Here is a 17,823-nt window from a genome sequence, read left to right on the forward strand (position 1 = left end):
TGTAGACTTAGATGTCGACCCACTCGGCGTCTTTCGCGTGGTCCTTGATGAACTGCTTGCGCGGTTCGACCGCATCGCCCATCAGGACGTTGAACATGCGGTCTGCGGCCGCGGCGTCCTCGATGGTAATCTGCTTGAGGATGCGGTTCTCGGGGTCCATCGTGGTCTCCCACAGCTGTTCGGGGTTCATCTCGCCGAGACCCTTGAACCGCTGGACCTGCGTCGGGTTGCCGTTACATTTCTCTTCGATGATGCGTTCGCGTTCCGCCTCGGTCATCGCGTCGTAGGTCTCGCCACGGTAGCGGACGCGGTAGAGCGGCGGTTGGGCCGCGTAGACGTATCCGGCCTCAATGAGCGGCTTCATGTGCCGATAGAGCAGGGTGAGAAGCAACGTCCGGATGTGTGCGCCGTCGACGTCGGCGTCCGTCATCATGATTATCTTCTGGTAGCGCGCCTTCTCGATGTCGAACTCTTCGCCGATACCGGCTCCGATGGCCGTGATGAGCGCCCTGACCTCGTTGTTCTCTAAGACCCGGTCCAGCCGGTTCTTCTCGACGTTGAGGATCTTCCCTTTGAGGGGGAGAATAGCTTGGTTCTTCCGGTCACGCCCCTGCTTGGCGCTGCCACCGGCGGAGTCACCCTCGACGATGAACAGTTCGGCCTCCTCGGGTTTGCGGGTCTGACAGTCGGCGAGTTTGCCTGGCAGCGACGAGGACTCCAGTGCCGACTTGCGGCGTGTGAGTTCCTCTGCCTTCTTGGCCGCCTGTCGTGCCTTCGCGGCTTCGACGGCCTTCATGATGACAGACTGCGCCGTCGCGGGGTTCTCCTCGAAGTACGTCTTGAGTCCGTTGTGGACGGCACTCTCGACGATGCCACGAACCTCCGAGTTGCCGAGTTTCGTCTTGGTCTGTCCCTCGAACTGCGGGTCGGGGTGTTTGACCGAGATGACGGCGGTGAGACCCTCGCGAACGTCCTCGCCTTTCAGGTTGTTGTCGAGGTCGGTCAGCATGTCGTTCGACGAGGCGTAGTCGTTGACGACGCGCGTGAGCGCCGTCTTGAACCCCGTCAGGTGGGTGCCACCCTCGCGAGTGTTGATGTTGTTCGCGAAGGAGTGAATCGACCCCTGTAGCTCGTCTGTCGCCTGCATGGCGACTTCGACTTGGATGTTGTCCTGCTCGTCTTCGAAGTAGACGACGTCGGCGTGCAGCGGCGTCTTCGTCTCGTTGAGGTACTCGACGAACTCCTTGATACCACCGTCGTAGCGGAAGATTTCGGAAATCGGCTCGCCGTCGTCGTCGGTGTCACGCTCGTCGGTGAGCGTAATCTCGACGCCGGAGTTGAGGAAGGCGAGTTCGCGAAGACGGTTCGCGAGCGTCGAGTAGTTGTACTCGGTCTCCTCGAAGATGTCGTCGTCGGGCCAAAAGCGAATCTTGGTTCCCGTCTCCTCGTCGGGGCGCATCTCACGAACTTCCTCGAAGGCGTCGACCTGCGGTTCGCCGCGTTCGAAGCGGTGTGTCCAGACAGAGCCGTCACGTTTGACTTCGACTTCGAGCGTCGTCGAGAGCGCGTTGACGACGGAGACGCCGACGCCGTGGAGTCCGCCGGAGACTTGGTAGGATTTGTTGTCGAACTTTCCGCCCGCGTGGAGCACGGTCATGATGACCTCGACTGCGGGGCGACCGTACTGTTCGTGGGTGTCCACGGGAATACCGCGTCCGTCGTCTTCGACGGAGACGGAGTCGTCCTCGTGGATGGTCACGTCGATGTTGTCGCAGTACCCCGCGAGTGCTTCGTCGATAGAGTTGTCGACGACCTCGTAGACGAGATGATGAAGCCCACGAGCGTCCGTGGACCCGATGTACATCGCCGGACGTTTTCGCACAGCCTCCAAGCCTTCGAGGACCTGGATTTGGCCGGCACTGTACTCATTTTCGTGTGACATAGAACTTGACTCCACGTAGGGCAGACCCCACCTTAAACCCTCGCACGCGGGCACGCGCGTTGGACGATATAGTACGGCTCCTACTCCGTGGTACCTCCTCGCTATCTGTCACGAGACCCACGAGAACGTGTCACAAGAACGTCGCCGTCCGGGCGTTTCACTTTCACCGCGCTGACCGAGAGGTTTTATGGGTCCGTCGGGTAAGTTCCCAACGAATGACCTCGTTCCAGTCGACACTCGGCGAGGATTCTGGGATCGCCGACGAGCTGGCGCAGAACCAGCGGGAGATCTCAATCGCCGAGTTCTTCGAAAAGAACAAGCACATGCTCGGGTTCGACTCCGGGGCCCGAGGGCTTGTAACCGCCGTAAAAGAGGCGGTCGACAACGCGCTCGACGCGACGGAGGAAGCCGGTCTCGCACCCGACATCTACGTCGAAATCGCCGAAGCCGGTGACTACTACAAACTCATCGTCGAAGACAACGGGCCGGGAATCACCAAGGCGCAACTGCCCAAGGTGTTCGGGAAGCTACTCTACGGCTCTCGGTTCCACGCTCGCGAGCAGTCACGCGGGCAGCAAGGTATCGGTATCTCCGCCGCCGTCCTCTACTCGCAACTCACCAGCGGGAAAGCCGCGAAGATTACGAGTCGAACACAGGGTAGCGCAGACGCCCAGTACTTCGAGCTCATCATCGACACGGACACCAACGAGCCCGAAATCAAGGAAGCCCGCGAAACCTCGTGGGACCGCTCGCACGGCACCCGTATCGAACTGGAGATGGAGGCGAACATGCGCGCTCGCCAACAGCTCCACGACTACATCAAACACACTGCCGTCGTCAACCCGCACGCACGCCTCGAACTTCGCGAACCAGGACTAGAGGAACCGCTGAAGTTCGAACGGGCGACGGACCAGTTGCCTGCAGAGACCGAGGAGATTCGTCCGCACCCGCACGGTGTCGAACTGGGGACGCTCATCAAGATGCTGCAGGCGACCGAGTCGTACTCGGTCTCCGGCTTCCTCCAAGAGGAGTTCACCAGAGTCGGCAAGAAGACGGCCGACAAGGTCGTCGACAGCTTCCGTGACCGCCACTTCGGCCGCGAGATGGGCTGGTCTGCTCCGGACGCCCACGAGGACGCGGACCTCCGGGCCGCTATCGTCGACGCCGTCTCCGGGAAGGGCGCAGATGCGACGGATGCCTTCGCCGACACGGTCGTCGACGTGCTCCAGAATCGTGAGCGAACGACCCACCACGAACTCCGCGACATCGTCGACAACGCGGCGGCGGCCGCCGCAGAAGACTTCGACAAGACGTTCGGTGAGACGGTCAAAGAGAACGCCGTCGAAGCCGCCTGGGCCGTCCTCGCCGGCTACGACGAAGAGAGCGAGACGGACCGACTCACCGCCGACGTCTACGCGCTCGTCGACGGCGCGACGAGTACCCGGAAAGACGACGCGACAGTCACCGCACTCGCCGAGCGCCTCGCCCGCAAGTTCGGGACGGCGGACGACTACCGCCACCGCACGACCTTCAAGCAACTCCGGACCTACGTCGACGACGCGGCCAATGCGACGGTCGAGTACGACGACGCCACCGTCGGCGACACCGCCCGCGAGAACGTCACCGAGGCGTTCTGGTCGGTCATGCAGACGGTCCCCGACGAGGTGCCGAAGGTGAACGACGTCGCCGACGACCGCGACATCTCGTCACAGCTTTTGGAGGCGATGCGCGAGACGGACATCCTCGCGCCGCCGACGAACTGTCTCTCGCCCATCTCCGCCGAACTCGTCGAAGCGGGTCTCCGCAAGGAGTTCGACGCCGACTTCTACGCGGCGGCGACGCGCGACGCCGAGGTCCACGGCGGCGACCCGTTCATCGTCGAAGCCGGTATCGCCTACGGCGGCGACCTGAAAGCCGAAGGAAGCGTCGACCTGCTTCGCTTCGCGAACCGCGTTCCACTCGTCTACCAGCGCGGCGCGTGTGCGACGACTGACGTAGTCAAGCGCATCGGCTGGCGGAACTACGGACTCGACCAACCCGGCGGCAGCGGGATGCCGAACGGCCCCGCCGTCATCATGATTCACGTCGCCTCGACGAACGTGCCTTTCACCAGCGAGTCGAAGGACGCACTCGCGAACATTCCGGCCATCGAAGACGAGATAGAACTCGCGATTCGAGAGGCGGCCCGCGAGTTGAAGTCCTACCTCAACAAGCGCCGTTCGATGGAGAAGCGCCGGCAGAAACAGGACGTCCTCGGGAAGATTCTCCCGCAGATGGCCGACAAGGTGTCGGAGGTCACGGGCCGACCACGACCCGACATCGACGGCGCGCTGGCCCGCATCATGAACAACGTGAGCGTCGAGCGCGAACTCGAGGACGGAACGGTGACGCTCATCGTCGAGAACTACTCCGATAGAACCGAACAGCCCGACATCACCGACATCGTCTCCGTCGAACCGCAGAACGTCTCCGACGGTGCGACGGTCGTCGACCTCGACGGCGAGTGGTTCGTCAAGTGGTCGCCGTCCGTCCCCTCCGGAGAGACGGTGAAGTTGACGTACGACGTGAGCGACGACGCGGACTTCGACATCAACGTCGACGGCGTCGAAAACGAGAAACTGACGGTCCAAGCCTAACATGAGCCCCAACACCCAAGACGAGAAAGCCCGCGAGCAACTCATCGACCTCGCCGCGGAGTTCTACGACCAGTTCGCCGGCGGCGAGATTCCCGAGATGAAACTCCCGACCCGGACGAAGAGCAACATCGTCTTCGACGAAGACTCCAACGTGTGGGTCTACGGCGACCGTACCTCGACGCGGTCGGCCAACTCCGTGCGCGGTGCGCGCAAGTTGCTGAAGGCCGTCTATACTATCGACTTCCTCGCGAAACAGTTAGACGAGGACCGCTCTTCGACCCTCCGTGAGTTGTACTACCTCTCGGAGTCGTGGGACAACGAGGAGGCGCAGTTCTCCGACCAAGACGAGTCGAACCAGTTGGTCGAGGACCTCGAAATCGTCTCGAAGGTCACTCGCGAGGACTTCCACATGCGCCCGGAGGAGTCGGGTGCGACCCTGATGGGACCGCTCGAACTCCGCGAGCAGACCCGTCGCGGCGAACGCGAGATACACTGTCAGAAGGACGTCGGCGAGGGTGGCTACCAGATTCCGAACAACCCCGACACCATCGAATTTCTCGACCACGACATCGACTTCGTGCTCTGTGTCGAGACCGGTGGGATGCGCGACCGACTCGTCGAGAACGGCTTCGACGAGGAGTACAACGTCCTCGTCGTCCACCTGAAGGGACAGCCAGCACGAGCGACGCGCCGCATCACGAAGCGTCTCCACGACGAACTCGACCTCCCTGTCGTGGTGTTCACCGACGGCGACCCGTGGTCCTACCGTATCTACGGCTCTGTCGCCTACGGCTCTATCAAGTCTGCACACCTCTCGGAGTACCTCGCGACGCCCGAGGCAGAGTACGTCGGCATCCGTCCACAGGACATCGTCGACTACGACCTGCCGACCGACCCGCTCGCCGACTCCGACATCAACGCCTTGGAGTCGGAACTGACCGACCCGCGGTTCCAATCGGAGTTCTGGAAGGAGCAGATCGAACTCCAACTCGACATCGGCAAGAAGGCAGAACAGCAGGCGCTCGCATCTCGAGGACTGGACTTCGTGACCGACACCTATCTGCCCGAGCGTCTCTCGGATATGGGCGTCATCTAACTCGAACCGCGTCGCTCTCTCGACTCACGCAATCTCGCGTTCTTTCTCGCGTTCGTAGTCGCTCGTTCGCGCCGGCCGTCTCGAATCGGTCGCACAGTGCCGACAGTATCGGTTCGTCCCCGATTCGTGCGTCTTGACGGGCATGCCGGCGACGTACGTTCGGGTCGCAAAACTCCGTTCGACGCCGTCCAAGATGACCTCGCCACAGTCCGAACAGGCTTCGGGGACGTCGCCGATGGGGCGTTCGGTGAGCGACCGTTTCCGACCGAACGTCGTCGGTGACTTCGTGTTGCTCGTCCGGTTCCACAGGGTGACGCCGAGGAGCACGAGCGTCGTCACGAGGAGGGCGAAGACGAGTACGTTGGTGTAGCCGACGAGGAAGAGCCAGAGAACCAGTGGAAGGGCGACCATCCCGACACCGAGCCCTGCAACCGTCGGCAGGTCGACGCCGGAGAACCGGCCGCCGGTGTCGCCGAGTGACTGGTCTGTTCCGTCGGCGCGGAGTTCCCGCCGTGGTGCGCCCGGACCGTAGCAGTACCACGCGTAGACGAGGTTGCCGATGCCCTGCGTGAAGAACACGAGCGCGATGTGTGGGACGAGCGACCCGAACCCCCGGTTCACGAGGACGACTCGGTCGTCGAACTCGTGTTCGATCTTCCATCCTCAGGCGAGGTAGTGTTCGATGCGCCTCTGAAACAGTACGTCGGGTGTCCGGACCGTTCCACGCTGGGAGACGGCGGTGCCGCAGGCGGGACAGTAGGCGGCGTCGAGGGGGAGGAAGTCACCACAGCCACGACAGTAGGTCGCTCTGGAGGGACGCATACTCCCTGGTACGAGCCACCGAGACATCTGTGTTGTGTGTGTGGCTGTCGCCACGTCGTCGAACTCGTCGCTCTGACGAACACGCTGTCGAGACGCAGACTCCCGGACTCATCGGGAGACGTGTGCCATAGAGACAGAGTACCTAGGAACGTTCATCATTGTGTAGAGTGTATATATTTCAAGAATGAATCGAACTCTGACACTCGGTGCGGCCGCGCTCGACGCACTCTCGCTGCAGGTGACGATACTCCGAGCGGACGGAGTAATCGTCCAAACCAACCACGCGTGGCGAACGTTCGGTGTCGAGAACGGACTTGCCACGGACGCCACCCTCGGGATGAACTACCTCGGCGTCTGTGATGCGGACGGTGGCGACGAATCGACCGAGATTGCAGACGGCGTGCGGGCAGTTCTCGACGGCGAATCTGACGAGTTCGTCTTCGAGTATCGGTGTGACGGCCCGACCGACCGTCGCTGGTTCCTCATGCGGGCGACTCCCTGTCTCGTCGACGGCGAGCGGTACGGCGTCGTCACTCACGCAGACATCACCGACCGCAAACTGGCCGAACTGGAAGTTCAGCGTCGGAACGACGAACTCCGTAATCTCGTCCACCTACTCGCACACGATATCCGCAACCCGTTGAACATCGCCGACGGCTGGTTGTCGGAACTCGGCGATGCAGACCCCGCCGTCGTCGACCGAATCCACACCTCGTTGAAGCGTATCGACGCCATCGCCGACGACGTTCTCGCACTGATGCAGTCGGAGATTGCCGCGACGGAACCCACCGAGGGGTCGATTGCAGACCACGCCCGAGACGTGTGGGAGGGCATGGATACGGCCGACGCGACGCTCGTCGTCGAAGCGGACCGAATCGTCACGTGCTATCCGAAACTGTTCGACCACCTCCTGTTGAACATCTTTCGCAACGCCATCCACCACGTCGGTTCCGACGTGACGGTCACCGTCGGCACCACCGACTGTGGCTTCTTCGTCGCCGACGATGGGCCCGGTATTCCCGAAGAAGACCGCGACCGACTGTTCGAACCGGGGTACACGACCCACACCGAGGGAACGGGGTTCGGACTCGCCATCGTCGACAGTGTCGCAGCGAAACACGGGTGGACGGTCGAACTCGCGGACGTCGGTTCGGGTGCTCGCTTCGAGGTTCGAACGACGCCGTCGTTCACGTCGAACGGCCCTCTGTCCGAACTTCTCGACGTTTCGGAGCCAGCAGACTAGCGCCTGCGACTACTGGTTCGCCGACCGTTCGTCGAGGACGACAGGGATTCCGCGTTTGGCGACGTCGGTGACGAACGCCTCCTCGTCGGTTTCGAGCAACTCGATGGTGTTGTAGTGAATCGGCAACACGAGGTCGGGGTCGAGTGCCTCTGCGAGGTCTGCGGCCTCGTGGCGGTCCATCACGACGCTGCCACCGATGTTGGCGAGAAAGAGCGACACTTCCAGTTCGCGGAACCCGTCGAGTGCGTCGGAGTCACCCGGCCAGAAGACGGTTCGCCCGCCGAGCGAGAGCATGAACGCACAGCCGAGTCCACGCGGGTGGACGACGTCACCGTTCTCGTCGGCGTGCGGTCCGTCAGGTTCGTTGTAGGCGGGAAGCGACCAGAGGTCGACCTGTCCGATGTCGCCGACGGTGAGATGGTCTTCCTCGCCGACGCGGACGACGTCGTAGTCGAGTTCGTCGACCGCTTTCACGTCGCGGTCGATGTCGCTCGCGTCGACACCCTCGTAGACGACGACGGTCGCATCTCCCTTCGCGACGCGCTCGATACCGTCGGAGTCGTAGTGGTGGTTGTGCGTGATACAGACGAGGTCACCGTCGCGAGCGTAGTAGTCGTCGAGCACACCGTATCGCCCGGGGTCGAGATACGCGACGAAGTCGTCTGCCGTCTCGATACGTACGGTCGCGTAGCCGAGCCACGTCACAGAGAGGCTGTCGTGTCTGATGCTCATGACTCTCCGTTCTGCTCGATGGGCTATAACTCCCCGCCTGCGATTCCGGTCGCTACTGTGCGCCAGTGAGTTCGATAGCTGCCAACACGGCGGTAAAGAGGACGAGAAGTACCAGTAGCGTCCCGAGTTTCGTGACCGACGGCGGTGCCTTCGACGTTCGCACCGCGGTCCCGGTGCAGAACGACGTGGTCCGCGTCAGTGTCCCGGACGACGGCGCTCTCCGTGTCGGAGAGACGGCGCCGGGCGTCCGGGTGGGGTCTATCGATGACATGGTGGCGACGTATCGGACTCGGACTGAAAAGGCTTCTGTGGGGGCGTTCACACACCTCCGCACTTCGACCGACTGACCTACTGTTGCTCGGCCAACCGCTCGACACGCTCCAGGGTGTCTGCCGTCTCGGGTGTCTTGTCCTCACGGACCTCGACGAACCGCGGGAACCGAAGCGCGTAGCCCGACGAGTACGTCGGCGACTGCTGAATCTCCTCGTAGCCCACCTCGAACACCGTCGTCGGGCGCAAGTCGACTTGCGTCCCGGATTCGGCGACGATGTCGGGTTCGAGTCGCTCGGTCAACTCGGCGAGACGCTCGTCGGTGATTCCTGTCGCGACTTTACCGAGCGTTCGGAACTCGGCGTCTTCGCTCTCCTCGACCCGCGCCGACACGAGGAACGTCCCGAGGAACGTCGCGCGGCGGCCTTCGCCCCACTCCGCGCCGGTGACGACGAGGTCCAGCGTCTCCACGTCCGGCTTTCGTTTCAGCCAGTTCTTCCCGCGTTTCCCCGGCGAGTACGGGGCGTCCGGGTTCTTGAGCATGATTCCTTCGTGGCCTGCGTCGAGAGCCTCGGCCTCGTAGGCCTCGATTTCCTCGGCGTCCTCGGTTAGCAGGAGGTTCGAGACGGCGTCCGTCTCGCCGAGCAGGTCGGTCAGTCGGTCGTGGCGGTCGGTGACCGATTCGGCGAGTAGGTCGTCGCCGTCGACGTGCAGACAGTCGAACGCTCGGAGTTCGACGGTCACCTCGTCGCGCATCCGGTCGACGTCGTGTTTCCGGCGGAACCGACGCAGAATCTCTTGGAAGGGCAGCGGTGACCCGTCGTCGTCGACGGCGACGACTTCGCCGTCGAGGATGACCGGCACGTCGACTTCGCGTTCGACGAACTCGACGACTTCCGGCAGCGCGTCGGTGACGTCCTCCATGTTACGCGAGAACAGCGAGACGTCGGTGTCGCCTTCGCCGTTCTCACTCCCACCGTCGTAGTGAACCTGTACGCGCGCGCCGTCGAACTTCGTCTCGACGGCGACGTCGCCCCACGCGTCGAGCGCATCCAGTACCGTCCCTGCCTGCGCGAGCATCGCTTGGACTGGTCTCCCCACTTCGAGTTGGACCGCGTCGAGTCCGGTCTCTCCCTCGTCACGGGCAATCACGGCGACGCGCCCGTAGTCGTTCGAGACCTGGAGGGCACGTTCGACTGTCTCGATGGCGGTGTCGCGTCGTTCGCGTGCGGCCGTCACCTGTTCGTCGTCGGCGTCGTCGTCTCGAACGGCCGCTGCGTCGGCCGCATCGGCGAGAAACGCTTCGGCGATGGCGTCGCGGACGGTTCCTTCGCCGACGCCAATGCGCATCTCTGCAAGGACGAGACGAGCGAGATACCGGGCTTCCGCGGGCGAACAGCGGTTGAAAAGCCCGAACAGCGTGTCGAGTTTCCGGTCTTGGCTGCCGGACCCGGAGGCGGCAGCGAGCGCACGAAGCGCTTCGTCGACCCCTTCGACCGTCAGATTCGACTGGCCGCCGCTGCCGAAGGCGGCGAGTCCGCGTTGGCCGCCGAAGTCGAAACTCGCGGCGACGTCACCGATTTCGCCCATCTCGGCGAGTCGGTCTTCGACCGCTGCGGCGGTGACGTTCTGCCCCGCCGCTCGCGCGATAGCCTCGTAGCAGAGGCTCGGCCCGATATCGAGCGTCGTCGAGTCCCACGCGGGAAAGACGCGACCCTGCACGAACCGTGCGACGACCGAGAGGTCGTCGCCGGCGGCCGCGAACAGGTCGCGAACGAGCGCCGTCTTGGCGAGGTCGGCAGCCTCGGCGTCGATGTCGTCTGCACGGGCGGTGAAGGCGGCGAACTCCATTACGACGACGTAGCCACGTCTCGGTCAAAAACGCGCCGAAGCGACTCAGAGGTTCGTGTCGAGATACTGGTCGATGTCGCGAACGCGGTCGGCGTCGTACGTCCACTGGCCGCGCCAGACGTTCGGGCCGGTTTCGACCGCGACCAACGCGGCGTGGTCGTCCGTCGGTCGCTCTGGAACGAACACTACGCACCACGAGCGTCGGTAGTCGGCGTTAGTTCCGGTATGGACAGTGACGTCGGGTATCTCGTCAGGTATCTGCCCGTGTCTCCCGGACTGACCGTACACGTGAACGTCGACACCCGACGCGGCGAGTGCCTCGTAGACGTCGCGTGTGCCTCGTTCGTCGTCGAAGCGTGAGAGGCGTTGGAACGTCGACCTGAGACGCCCGGAGTCCGTCTGGAGCGCCAACTGCTCGATGTGACGCGAGATGAGAATCAACAGGAGCTTCTCCTTGTTCGAGACGGGGTAGCCCCGAAGGTCGAAGACGACGTCGTCGAGTGCGGTCAACACGTTCGGGACGTCGACGTTCTCGGCGTTACCTCTCCCCGTGATGTACGTGTCCGAGTTGATGAGTAAGAACGCGTTCATCACGTCTTCTAGCGGCGACGCCGCGACGATGTCACCGTCTTCGACGACGATGACGACGTCGTCGTCTACGTCGGGTAACTCCGATTCGGAGACCGTGACCGACTGTCCGTCGAACGCCGACCGAAGCAGGTTCTGGACGGCGTTCGGTTCTCGTCGATTGACGACGACGAGCGAGCGGGCCGGTGACTCGACTCCGTCGAAGAACGTGGAGAGTGAGGGCTGTGCCGAGTCAGACATACCCCAACATCACACACGAAATAGATAATCGTTGTGTAATTTCAAAAAATTCGTACTGTCGACGTCTATCGGCGGCGCTACTGCTCTCGAGAGATGCTGATGTTCTGCATCTCGCCGCCGCACGACTCACACATCGGCGGGCGGTGAGCGGCTTCGATACGACTGCTACACTCGGTACACTCGTAGGTGAACATTCGTTCCATGCTCGTCTCCGCGGCTGGTAGCATCGCTGTCTCCTCGTTCGTCTTCGTCGGCCCAGACCTCGTAGCTGTGTTCTTCGCCATACGTGTTGTATGGTAGCACAGCACACTAACTCTTTCTGCGGCATCCTCAGTAGGTCTCGCTCCGGAAAGCCAACGGGTTCAAGAAGAGCCGATACACAGTAGAGATATGAGCAAGGACCTCGCAGGGGCCGTTCGGGACGTTCTCTCTGTGGACATCGAGACGTTCCGAGCGGACGCCGAGGCTGACGCCGAAGTCGTCAAGAAAGAACTCAGAGACGGCACCTTCGACAACCATCAGTCTATCGTCGGCTTCGAGTACGAGTTCTACGCCGTCGACGACGGCCGGTGGTCGGGTGACGAAGACTTGGCGTGTTCGCTGATGCGGGTCCCACGTCGCATGCTCGAACTCATCGGCTTCGAGAAGGAACTCGGCTTGCACAACGCCGAGATGAGTACGAGTCCACAACCGTTCAACCCACACGGTCTCCGCGCACAGGAGTCGGAGGTTCTCGCGCGTCTGAGCGCCGCACTCGACTGTACGCGCTCGGAGGGGATGCGTCTCGTCAGCGACGCGATGTGGACGATTCCCCCCGCCGGCGAGACGGCCGGGGAGTACCTCGGTGGGAGCGTCGACGACGACGGTATCGACATCGCGACCAACATGAGCGACGCCGTCCGGTATCACGCGATGGCCAACGGTCCGGACGCCCCCGAGACGTTCACTATCGAGGCTCCGAACGTCTCCTACGACGCGCCGACGGTGATGCCCGAGAGCCTCATCACGTCGATTCAGCCCCACTACCAGATGTCGCACGCGGCGGACCTCCCGACCCACTTCAACTACGCCGTCCGCGTCGCCGGACCACTCCTCGCACTCGGCGTCAACTCGCCGTTCTTCCCGCCGGACCTCTACGACGACGGCGTCGACGCCGAGACGATTCTCGCGGAGGCGTGGGACGAACATCGCGTCCGTGTCTTCGAGTCCGTGTTGAACACGGCGACTGAGGTGGACAAGGTGGCGTTCCCGAGAGACCTCGAAACGATCGAGGAGGCGGTCGACCGGGTCGTCGACGACGAGACGTTCGTCCCGATGCCCGTCACGCGAAACGGCGAGCGCTTCGACGACACGTTCGCGACGCTCCGGATGAAACACGGCACCTACTGGCGCTGGGTTCGTCCGGTGTTCGGCGGGTCGAGTCGCTCCTCGGCCAACGCCCGTATCGAGTTCCGGCCGATTCCGGCCCAACCGACGGTCAGAGACTCTATCGCCTTCCAAGCCGCCTTCGCGGGGTTGATGGAGAGTCTGCCACAGCGTCAGCATCCCGTCGCCGACATGGACTGGGAAGTCGCGAGGGAGAACTTCTACGCGGCGATGCGCGACGGTCTCGACAGCGGCCAGCGGTGGATAGCGAACGACGGCCACGAGACGACGAACCCCGTCGAAGTGTACGAAGACCTGTTGGCACACGCCACCGACGGACTGACCTCTGCGGGATGTAGCGACGCCGAAGCCGAACGCTACATCGCACCGCTGCAGGCGCGGGTCGATGCGGCCCGGACGCCGGCGAGTTGGAAGCGCGAGGAAGTGGAGTCACGGTTGACCGACGGCGACGACTTGGCGACGGCGATTACGGGGATGCAGCAGGCGTACATCCGCAAGCAGTCGGAGACGCTGCTCGACGGAAGCTTCGCTGACTGGGTCTGAAAAGCGGAAGCGGAAGACGCTCTTTTGTGTGCTCGTGAGTACGAGGAGTCTAAGTCTACGAGGTTCGCCGGCTTAGAGGACCTTCGCGATGTCCTTGTGGCGCGTGATGTCGACGCCTTCGTCGGTGACGACGGCGACGTTGATACCGTTACCCGAGGCGAGGTCACGCTCGACGGCGCTCTGGATGGCCTTCGCGGCGACGGTCTTTGCCTCCTCGATGGAGAGGTCCTCTTCGTAGTGCTGTTCGAGGACACCGAGCGCGTACTGGCTACCCGACCCGGTGACGGTGTAGTTCTCTTCGCTCATGCCGCCGAGTGCGTCCATGCTGTAGACGTGTGGACCTTCCTCGTCGACGCCGCCCAGGATGGGCTGGACGACGAAGAACGCGCCCGAGCGCAGGAAGTTCGCGAGCAGCGTCGCGAGCGCCTGCATGCTCATGTCCTGACCGCGACGGGTCTCGTAGAGGCTGGTCTCGGCCTTGAGCGAGCGGATGAGCGACTGGGCGGCCGAGACGGACCCGGCGATCGTCAGGGCTGCCGTCGGGTGAATCTGCTCGACCTTCTGGACGTCCTTCGAGGAGACCATGTAGCCCATGCTGGCGCGCATGTCGGTTGCGAGGACGACGCCCTCGCTGGTCTTGAGACCGACCGTCGTGGTCCCGGTCTTCATCTCTTCGTCGGGCGACGCCTGTGCACGGCGTTCGGTCTCGGGGAACTCGCCGAGTTCCGGGCCGAACACGTTGGAGTGGTCGCCGTTCAGCGCGTCGAGATTGCTGGAGAAGTCGCCTGGCGTACGCATTAGCCCCTTCTTGGCCCGGCGCGCTGATAAATGCCACCCTTCCCTCCCGGCTTGCCTCTGCCAGCACGGCGAAACGAGTCAGCGTCCGCTCACGTGACGAGTGAACTGGAGAATCCAAAAGTGTCGGTCCCGACGCTTAGCGAGCGCCGGCGCTCTCGTAGGCGTTCCCGAGTCGGGCGACGATTCGGCCGAGCGGGAACTCGACTCCGGCGCGGCGGGCGAGGAGGGCGAGCGGGAACAGGAGGATTCCCAGTGCGATGGTGAACTGGTACAGTGCGAACAGGCTGAGTCGGTACGCCGTTTCGATCATCTGCTATCAGTGGAGGCACCATCGGGGTACATAAGCTTTCTCGCCTCCCTGTCTCTCCGACCTCGCTCACGTCGTGCGATTAAAGCGCAGTTGCACTCGGGACAAGTCGAGTGAGTGTTTGGGAGAGATTTACAAAATCACCTCGTCACTGAGAGGCGCTATTTCCATAAGTTATGGAGATCATTCGCGACTGATGCGCACACGAGATCGGCGATTTTCGGCGGTGTTTCTACGTGTGTGTCCAGTTCCCAAGGGTCGCTGTCACGGGGCGACAGCCGAACCACAAAGCACGAAACCCTCCGTCTCTTTCTCCATGCTATGAGTAACTATCTCGTCGCGATGGAGGCGGCGTGGCTCGTCCGCGACGTCGAGGATGTCGACGACGCTATCGGCGTCGCCGTGAGCGAAGCCGGGAAGCGCCTGAACCAGAAGAACAAGGAGTACGTCGAGGTCGAAGTCGGCGTCACGGGCTGTCCGGCCTGCGGTGAGCCGTTCGACTCGGCGTTCATCGCCGCCAACACGGCCCTCGTCGGTCTCCTGATGGAGATCGAGATCTTCAACGCCGAGAACGAAGAGCACGCCTCCCGTATCGCCAAGAGCGAAGTCGGCGGCGCACTCCGCGACGTGCCGCTCTCGGTCATCGACATCATAGAGCACGAAGGCGACGACGACGAGTCTCGCGACTGAACTCCCTGCCGCGTCGAAAGATTTTCTAATAACCTACGGTTATGAGGGGGTATGGAACTCCCCACGCCGCAAGACCTCAGAGAGAGACGGACGTCACTCGAACTGACGCAGAGTCAACTGGCCGAGATGGCTGGCGTCTCCCAACCGCTCATCGCCCGTATCGAAGGCGGCGACGTCGACCCACGGCTGTCGACGCTGCGGCGTATCGTCAACGCACTCGACGAGGCGGAGGGGAGCGTCGTCCGCGCCGACGACATCATGCACGAGACAATCATCAGCGTCGCACCCGACGAGTCAGTTCGACAGGCCGAACAGCAGATGGACGACGCCGCGTACTCCCAACTGCCCGTGATCCAGAGTGGGATTCCGGTCGGCTCTATCAGCCACAGTGACATCATTCACGCGGGCGACGACGTCGGTGACCTCCCGGTCAGCGAAGTCATGAGCGAGTCGTTCCCCGCCGTCGCTCCCGACGCGACGGTCGACGAAGTCCGAAATCTGCTGGACCACTACAAAGCCGTCATGGTGACGCAAGCGGGCGAAGCAGTCGGCATCATCACCGAGGCGGACATCGCGCGACAACTCTCCTGAGACCCCCGCTCTCCGTTCTTGCACCGAGCAAAAAGCCGATAGGCTTCGACTGCGACGTGTTGACAATGCGTCGCCTGTCGCCCTCCACCCAGTCCACCCTCACTCTCCTCGCGTCGATACTCGTCGCTACGGGGTCGATACTGCCGTGGCTTCGCGTCGACCCCGCACACGAGGGTCCGGTCATCGCCATCTACCTCGCCGGGATGGACTCGGGCCTCGACCTCTGGGGTCTCGTCTTGGTTCCCGCCGTCCTCGCACTCGGCGTACTTCACGCGTTCGACGCTCGGCCGATTTCGGACCTCACGACACTCCTCGTCGGCTGTCTCTCGGTCGGACTCGTCACGCTGTACTGGCAGTCCGCCGTCGGTGGCTACTTCGTCCCCGACGTCGGCTGGTACGTCGCGCTCGCCGGGAGTCTGTTGCTTCTCACGGTCGGTGTCCAGCGCGTCTGGTCGCACATGTACTACGAGAAGAGCAAGTCCGAGGAACTGCGGTCTGTCTGACTACAGTTCCAGCCCGCGAATCGAGACGCCCTCACCTTCTTCGACGTGGCCGATGACGCGGCCGTCCGTCTCGTCGGCGAGTGCCTCGGCGTCGTCGGGAGCGAGTGCGGCGACGAACCCGGTGCCCATGTTGAACGTCCGGTGCATCTCCTCGTCGGAGACGTTGCCCTCGGACTGGACGAACTCGAAGACCGACTGTGGTTCGAAGGCGTCCTCGATTTCGTAGTGGTAGTCGCCCATACGTGTGAGGTTCGTCCAGCCACCGCCGGTGACGTGGGCGGCGGCGTGGACGCCGTGTTCACGCATCGGGTCGAGGAGGTGTGTGTAGATTTTCGTCGGCTCCAGGAGCGCCTCGCCGACCGTGTCGTAGTCGTCGAACGGATACTCGTCCGTGTACTCGTGGTTTCTCGTGGCGGCTTTTCGCGCAAGCGTCAGGCCGTTCGAGTGAATTCCCGACGACTGGAAGCCGACGAGCGCGTCGCCGGGTTCGGCTTCGGCGGGGAAGATGGCGTCTTTCGCGGCCAGTCCGGCGACGGTGCCCGCGAGGTCCAGTCCCTTCACGACTTCGGGCATCACTGCCGTCTCGCCGCCGACGAGTTCCATGTTCGCCTCTGCGGCCCCGGCAGAGAGTCCTCTCCCGACCTGTTCGGCGAAGTTCTCGTCGGGTTCGTCGATGGCGAGGTAGTCGACGAACGCGACCGGTCGGACGCCCGCCGCGACGAGGTCGTTGACGTTCATCGCGATACAGTCGATACCGACCGTCGAGTAGTCGCCGAGGGCTTCGGCGACGAGCAGTTTCGTGCCGACGCCGTCGGTCGCGAGTGCGAGATACCGGTCGCCGATGTCCAAGAGTCCCGCGTAGTCGCCTTCGCTTTCGCCGACTGCGCCGACGAGCGCCGCCGTGGCGGCCTCGCTTGCCTCGATGTCGACACCCGACTCCGCGTACGTGAGTTCGTCCTCGCCGTCGTCGCTCATGTGCGAACCCGCGTAATGGGAGGGCAAAAGCCCACCGTTCGCCACGGCAGAGGCGATTATTACCTCGCTAACACCCACCACAGAGGACCACAGCGTCGTCTATCAATCTGATAATTTGGCACGTATTTCGGCTATCTTCCACCTAAACGGACGGTTTTTGCGAGTCTCGGCGCTTAGTGACACCCTTTACGAACGACATCTTCTGAGTTCAACTGACTTGCTAAAAAGCGGTTAAAACTACTCTAACGAGACGAAAACACGTTTCAGTAGTTCACGGCGGTGATAAATTCGCCTGAACGGTCTCGCTATTATATGCGTCTGTCAGTCGTCTTCTCCTGTAGGTGTCCAGATGTCAGGCGCGTCCACAACAGCTAACGATCACTCGTCACTCGATTCGGAGTCCTCCAGCGGAACGAACGCCCTGCAGATGGTCATGGCGCCGGTACGGTTCCTCGGGTTCTGGGCGGCTATCGCCCTCCCGTTTCTCTACGTGCCCCTCCTCTTCGACGGCATCGGTGGCAGTCGAGCAATCGTCTTCGTCGTCCTGATTGCGCTCAACGCCGTCGCACTCGTCGCCGGGCACGACCACCGGCGGGCGTAGCACACCGCG

19 protein-coding genes are annotated in these 17,823 nt (G+C 62.8%); 8 read left to right on the top strand and 11 right to left on the bottom strand.

All coding sequences use genetic code 11. From position 1 onward, the window contains the following. Nucleotides 1-7: 7 nt before the first annotated feature. Nucleotides 8-1,942: a DNA topoisomerase (ATP-hydrolyzing) subunit B gene (gene gyrB / locus BM083_RS20970; RefSeq protein ID WP_089872336.1), complete on the bottom strand. Its 1,935-nt coding sequence runs from the start codon at nucleotides 1,940-1,942 to the stop codon at nucleotides 8-10. 215 nt (nucleotides 1,943-2,157) lie between these two features. Here gyrB and BM083_RS20975 point away from each other — a divergent pair, with 215 nt between their 5' ends. Then, the gene (locus BM083_RS20975) at nucleotides 2,158-4,578 is read left to right on the top strand and encodes a DNA topoisomerase VI subunit B (protein WP_089872338.1); all 2,421 of its coding nucleotides are present in this window, start codon (nucleotides 2,158-2,160) and stop codon (nucleotides 4,576-4,578) included. Nucleotide 4,579: 1 nt separating this feature from the next. Next, nucleotides 4,580-5,674, top strand: a complete 1,095-nt coding sequence (locus BM083_RS20980) for a DNA topoisomerase IV subunit A (RefSeq protein WP_009365579.1) — start codon at nucleotides 4,580-4,582, stop codon at nucleotides 5,672-5,674. 24 nt (nucleotides 5,675-5,698) lie between these two features. Here BM083_RS20980 and BM083_RS20985 read toward each other — a convergent pair whose 3' ends face one another. Next, the gene (locus tag BM083_RS20985; protein ID WP_089872340.1) at nucleotides 5,699-6,295 is read right to left on the bottom strand and encodes a DUF8108 domain-containing protein; all 597 of its coding nucleotides are present in this window, start codon (nucleotides 6,293-6,295) and stop codon (nucleotides 5,699-5,701) included. 42 nt (nucleotides 6,296-6,337) lie between these two features. After that, the gene (locus BM083_RS23585; protein WP_177197735.1) at nucleotides 6,338-6,496 is read right to left on the bottom strand and encodes a hypothetical protein; all 159 of its coding nucleotides are present in this window, start codon (nucleotides 6,494-6,496) and stop codon (nucleotides 6,338-6,340) included. Nucleotides 6,497-6,680: 184 nt separating this feature from the next. On the opposite strand from BM083_RS23585, the gene BM083_RS20990 reads away from it, so the two are divergent. Next, nucleotides 6,681-7,739, top strand: a complete 1,059-nt coding sequence (locus tag BM083_RS20990; protein ID WP_089872343.1) for a PAS domain-containing sensor histidine kinase — start codon at nucleotides 6,681-6,683, stop codon at nucleotides 7,737-7,739. A 9-nt stretch (nucleotides 7,740-7,748) separates the two neighbouring features. Here BM083_RS20990 and BM083_RS20995 read toward each other — a convergent pair whose 3' ends face one another. From BM083_RS20995 to BM083_RS22975, 5 genes are all read right to left on the bottom strand, one after another. After that, nucleotides 7,749-8,471, bottom strand: coding sequence for an MBL fold metallo-hydrolase (locus BM083_RS20995; RefSeq protein ID WP_089872345.1), 723 nt, complete (start codon nucleotides 8,469-8,471; stop codon nucleotides 7,749-7,751). A 52-nt stretch (nucleotides 8,472-8,523) separates the two neighbouring features. After that, nucleotides 8,524-8,742 carry a hypothetical protein gene (locus BM083_RS22970; protein ID WP_049893425.1) on the bottom strand — a complete coding sequence of 73 codons (219 nt, stop codon included), beginning with the start codon at nucleotides 8,740-8,742 and terminating at the stop codon, nucleotides 8,524-8,526. Nucleotides 8,743-8,819: 77 nt separating this feature from the next. After that, entirely contained in the window at nucleotides 8,820-10,592 is a 1,773-nt protein-coding gene (ligA, locus tag BM083_RS21005) for an ATP-dependent DNA ligase LigA (RefSeq protein WP_089872349.1), read from the bottom strand. Nucleotides 10,593-10,637: 45 nt separating this feature from the next. Next, on the bottom strand, nucleotides 10,638-11,420 hold the full coding sequence (locus BM083_RS21010; protein ID WP_089872352.1) for a DICT sensory domain-containing protein: 783 nt from the start codon (nucleotides 11,418-11,420) through the stop codon (nucleotides 10,638-10,640). Between the two features lie 77 nt (nucleotides 11,421-11,497). After that, nucleotides 11,498-11,647: a rubrerythrin-like domain-containing protein gene (locus BM083_RS22975; protein WP_245756962.1), complete on the bottom strand. Its 150-nt coding sequence runs from the start codon at nucleotides 11,645-11,647 to the stop codon at nucleotides 11,498-11,500. Between the two features lie 163 nt (nucleotides 11,648-11,810). Here BM083_RS22975 and BM083_RS21020 point away from each other — a divergent pair, with 163 nt between their 5' ends. After that, on the top strand, nucleotides 11,811-13,349 hold the full coding sequence (locus BM083_RS21020) for a glutamate-cysteine ligase family protein (protein ID WP_089872356.1): 1,539 nt from the start codon (nucleotides 11,811-11,813) through the stop codon (nucleotides 13,347-13,349). A gap of 72 nt (nucleotides 13,350-13,421) precedes the next feature. Here the strand turns inward: BM083_RS21020 and psmB are convergent, their stop codons facing one another. Together psmB and BM083_RS23590 are read right to left on the bottom strand one after the other, a co-directional pair. Then, the gene (gene psmB / locus BM083_RS21025; RefSeq protein WP_009365588.1) at nucleotides 13,422-14,147 is read right to left on the bottom strand and encodes an archaeal proteasome endopeptidase complex subunit beta; all 726 of its coding nucleotides are present in this window, start codon (nucleotides 14,145-14,147) and stop codon (nucleotides 13,422-13,424) included. Between the two features lie 136 nt (nucleotides 14,148-14,283). Beyond that, the gene (locus BM083_RS23590) at nucleotides 14,284-14,457 is read right to left on the bottom strand and encodes a hypothetical protein (RefSeq protein WP_177197736.1); all 174 of its coding nucleotides are present in this window, start codon (nucleotides 14,455-14,457) and stop codon (nucleotides 14,284-14,286) included. A gap of 318 nt (nucleotides 14,458-14,775) precedes the next feature. Here BM083_RS23590 and BM083_RS21030 point away from each other — a divergent pair, with 318 nt between their 5' ends. The 3 genes from BM083_RS21030 (at nucleotide 14,776) to BM083_RS21040 (ending at nucleotide 16,238) form a co-directional block, all read left to right on the top strand. Next, nucleotides 14,776-15,144: a DUF555 domain-containing protein gene (locus tag BM083_RS21030; RefSeq protein ID WP_009365590.1), complete on the top strand. Its 369-nt coding sequence runs from the start codon at nucleotides 14,776-14,778 to the stop codon at nucleotides 15,142-15,144. A gap of 51 nt (nucleotides 15,145-15,195) precedes the next feature. Further along, on the top strand, nucleotides 15,196-15,735 hold the full coding sequence (locus BM083_RS21035) for a CBS domain-containing protein (RefSeq protein WP_009365591.1): 540 nt from the start codon (nucleotides 15,196-15,198) through the stop codon (nucleotides 15,733-15,735). Between the two features lie 65 nt (nucleotides 15,736-15,800). Then, nucleotides 15,801-16,238 carry a hypothetical protein gene (locus tag BM083_RS21040; protein ID WP_089872358.1) on the top strand — a complete coding sequence of 146 codons (438 nt, stop codon included), beginning with the start codon at nucleotides 15,801-15,803 and terminating at the stop codon, nucleotides 16,236-16,238. Here the strand turns inward: BM083_RS21040 and purM are convergent, their stop codons facing one another. After that, nucleotides 16,239-17,213, bottom strand: a complete 975-nt coding sequence (purM, locus tag BM083_RS21045; protein WP_089872359.1) for a phosphoribosylformylglycinamidine cyclo-ligase — start codon at nucleotides 17,211-17,213, stop codon at nucleotides 16,239-16,241. It lies immediately after the preceding gene. Nucleotides 17,214-17,562: 349 nt separating this feature from the next. Between purM and BM083_RS22980 the strand changes: the two genes are divergently transcribed. Then, nucleotides 17,563-17,814, top strand: a complete 252-nt coding sequence (locus tag BM083_RS22980) for a DUF8028 family protein (RefSeq protein WP_143085788.1) — start codon at nucleotides 17,563-17,565, stop codon at nucleotides 17,812-17,814. Nucleotides 17,815-17,823 lie beyond the last annotated feature (9 nt).

Origin of the sequence: Halogranum rubrum (assembly GCF_900114455.1) — an archaeon.
Taxonomy (GTDB): domain Archaea; phylum Halobacteriota; class Halobacteria; order Halobacteriales; family Haloferacaceae; genus Halogranum; species Halogranum rubrum.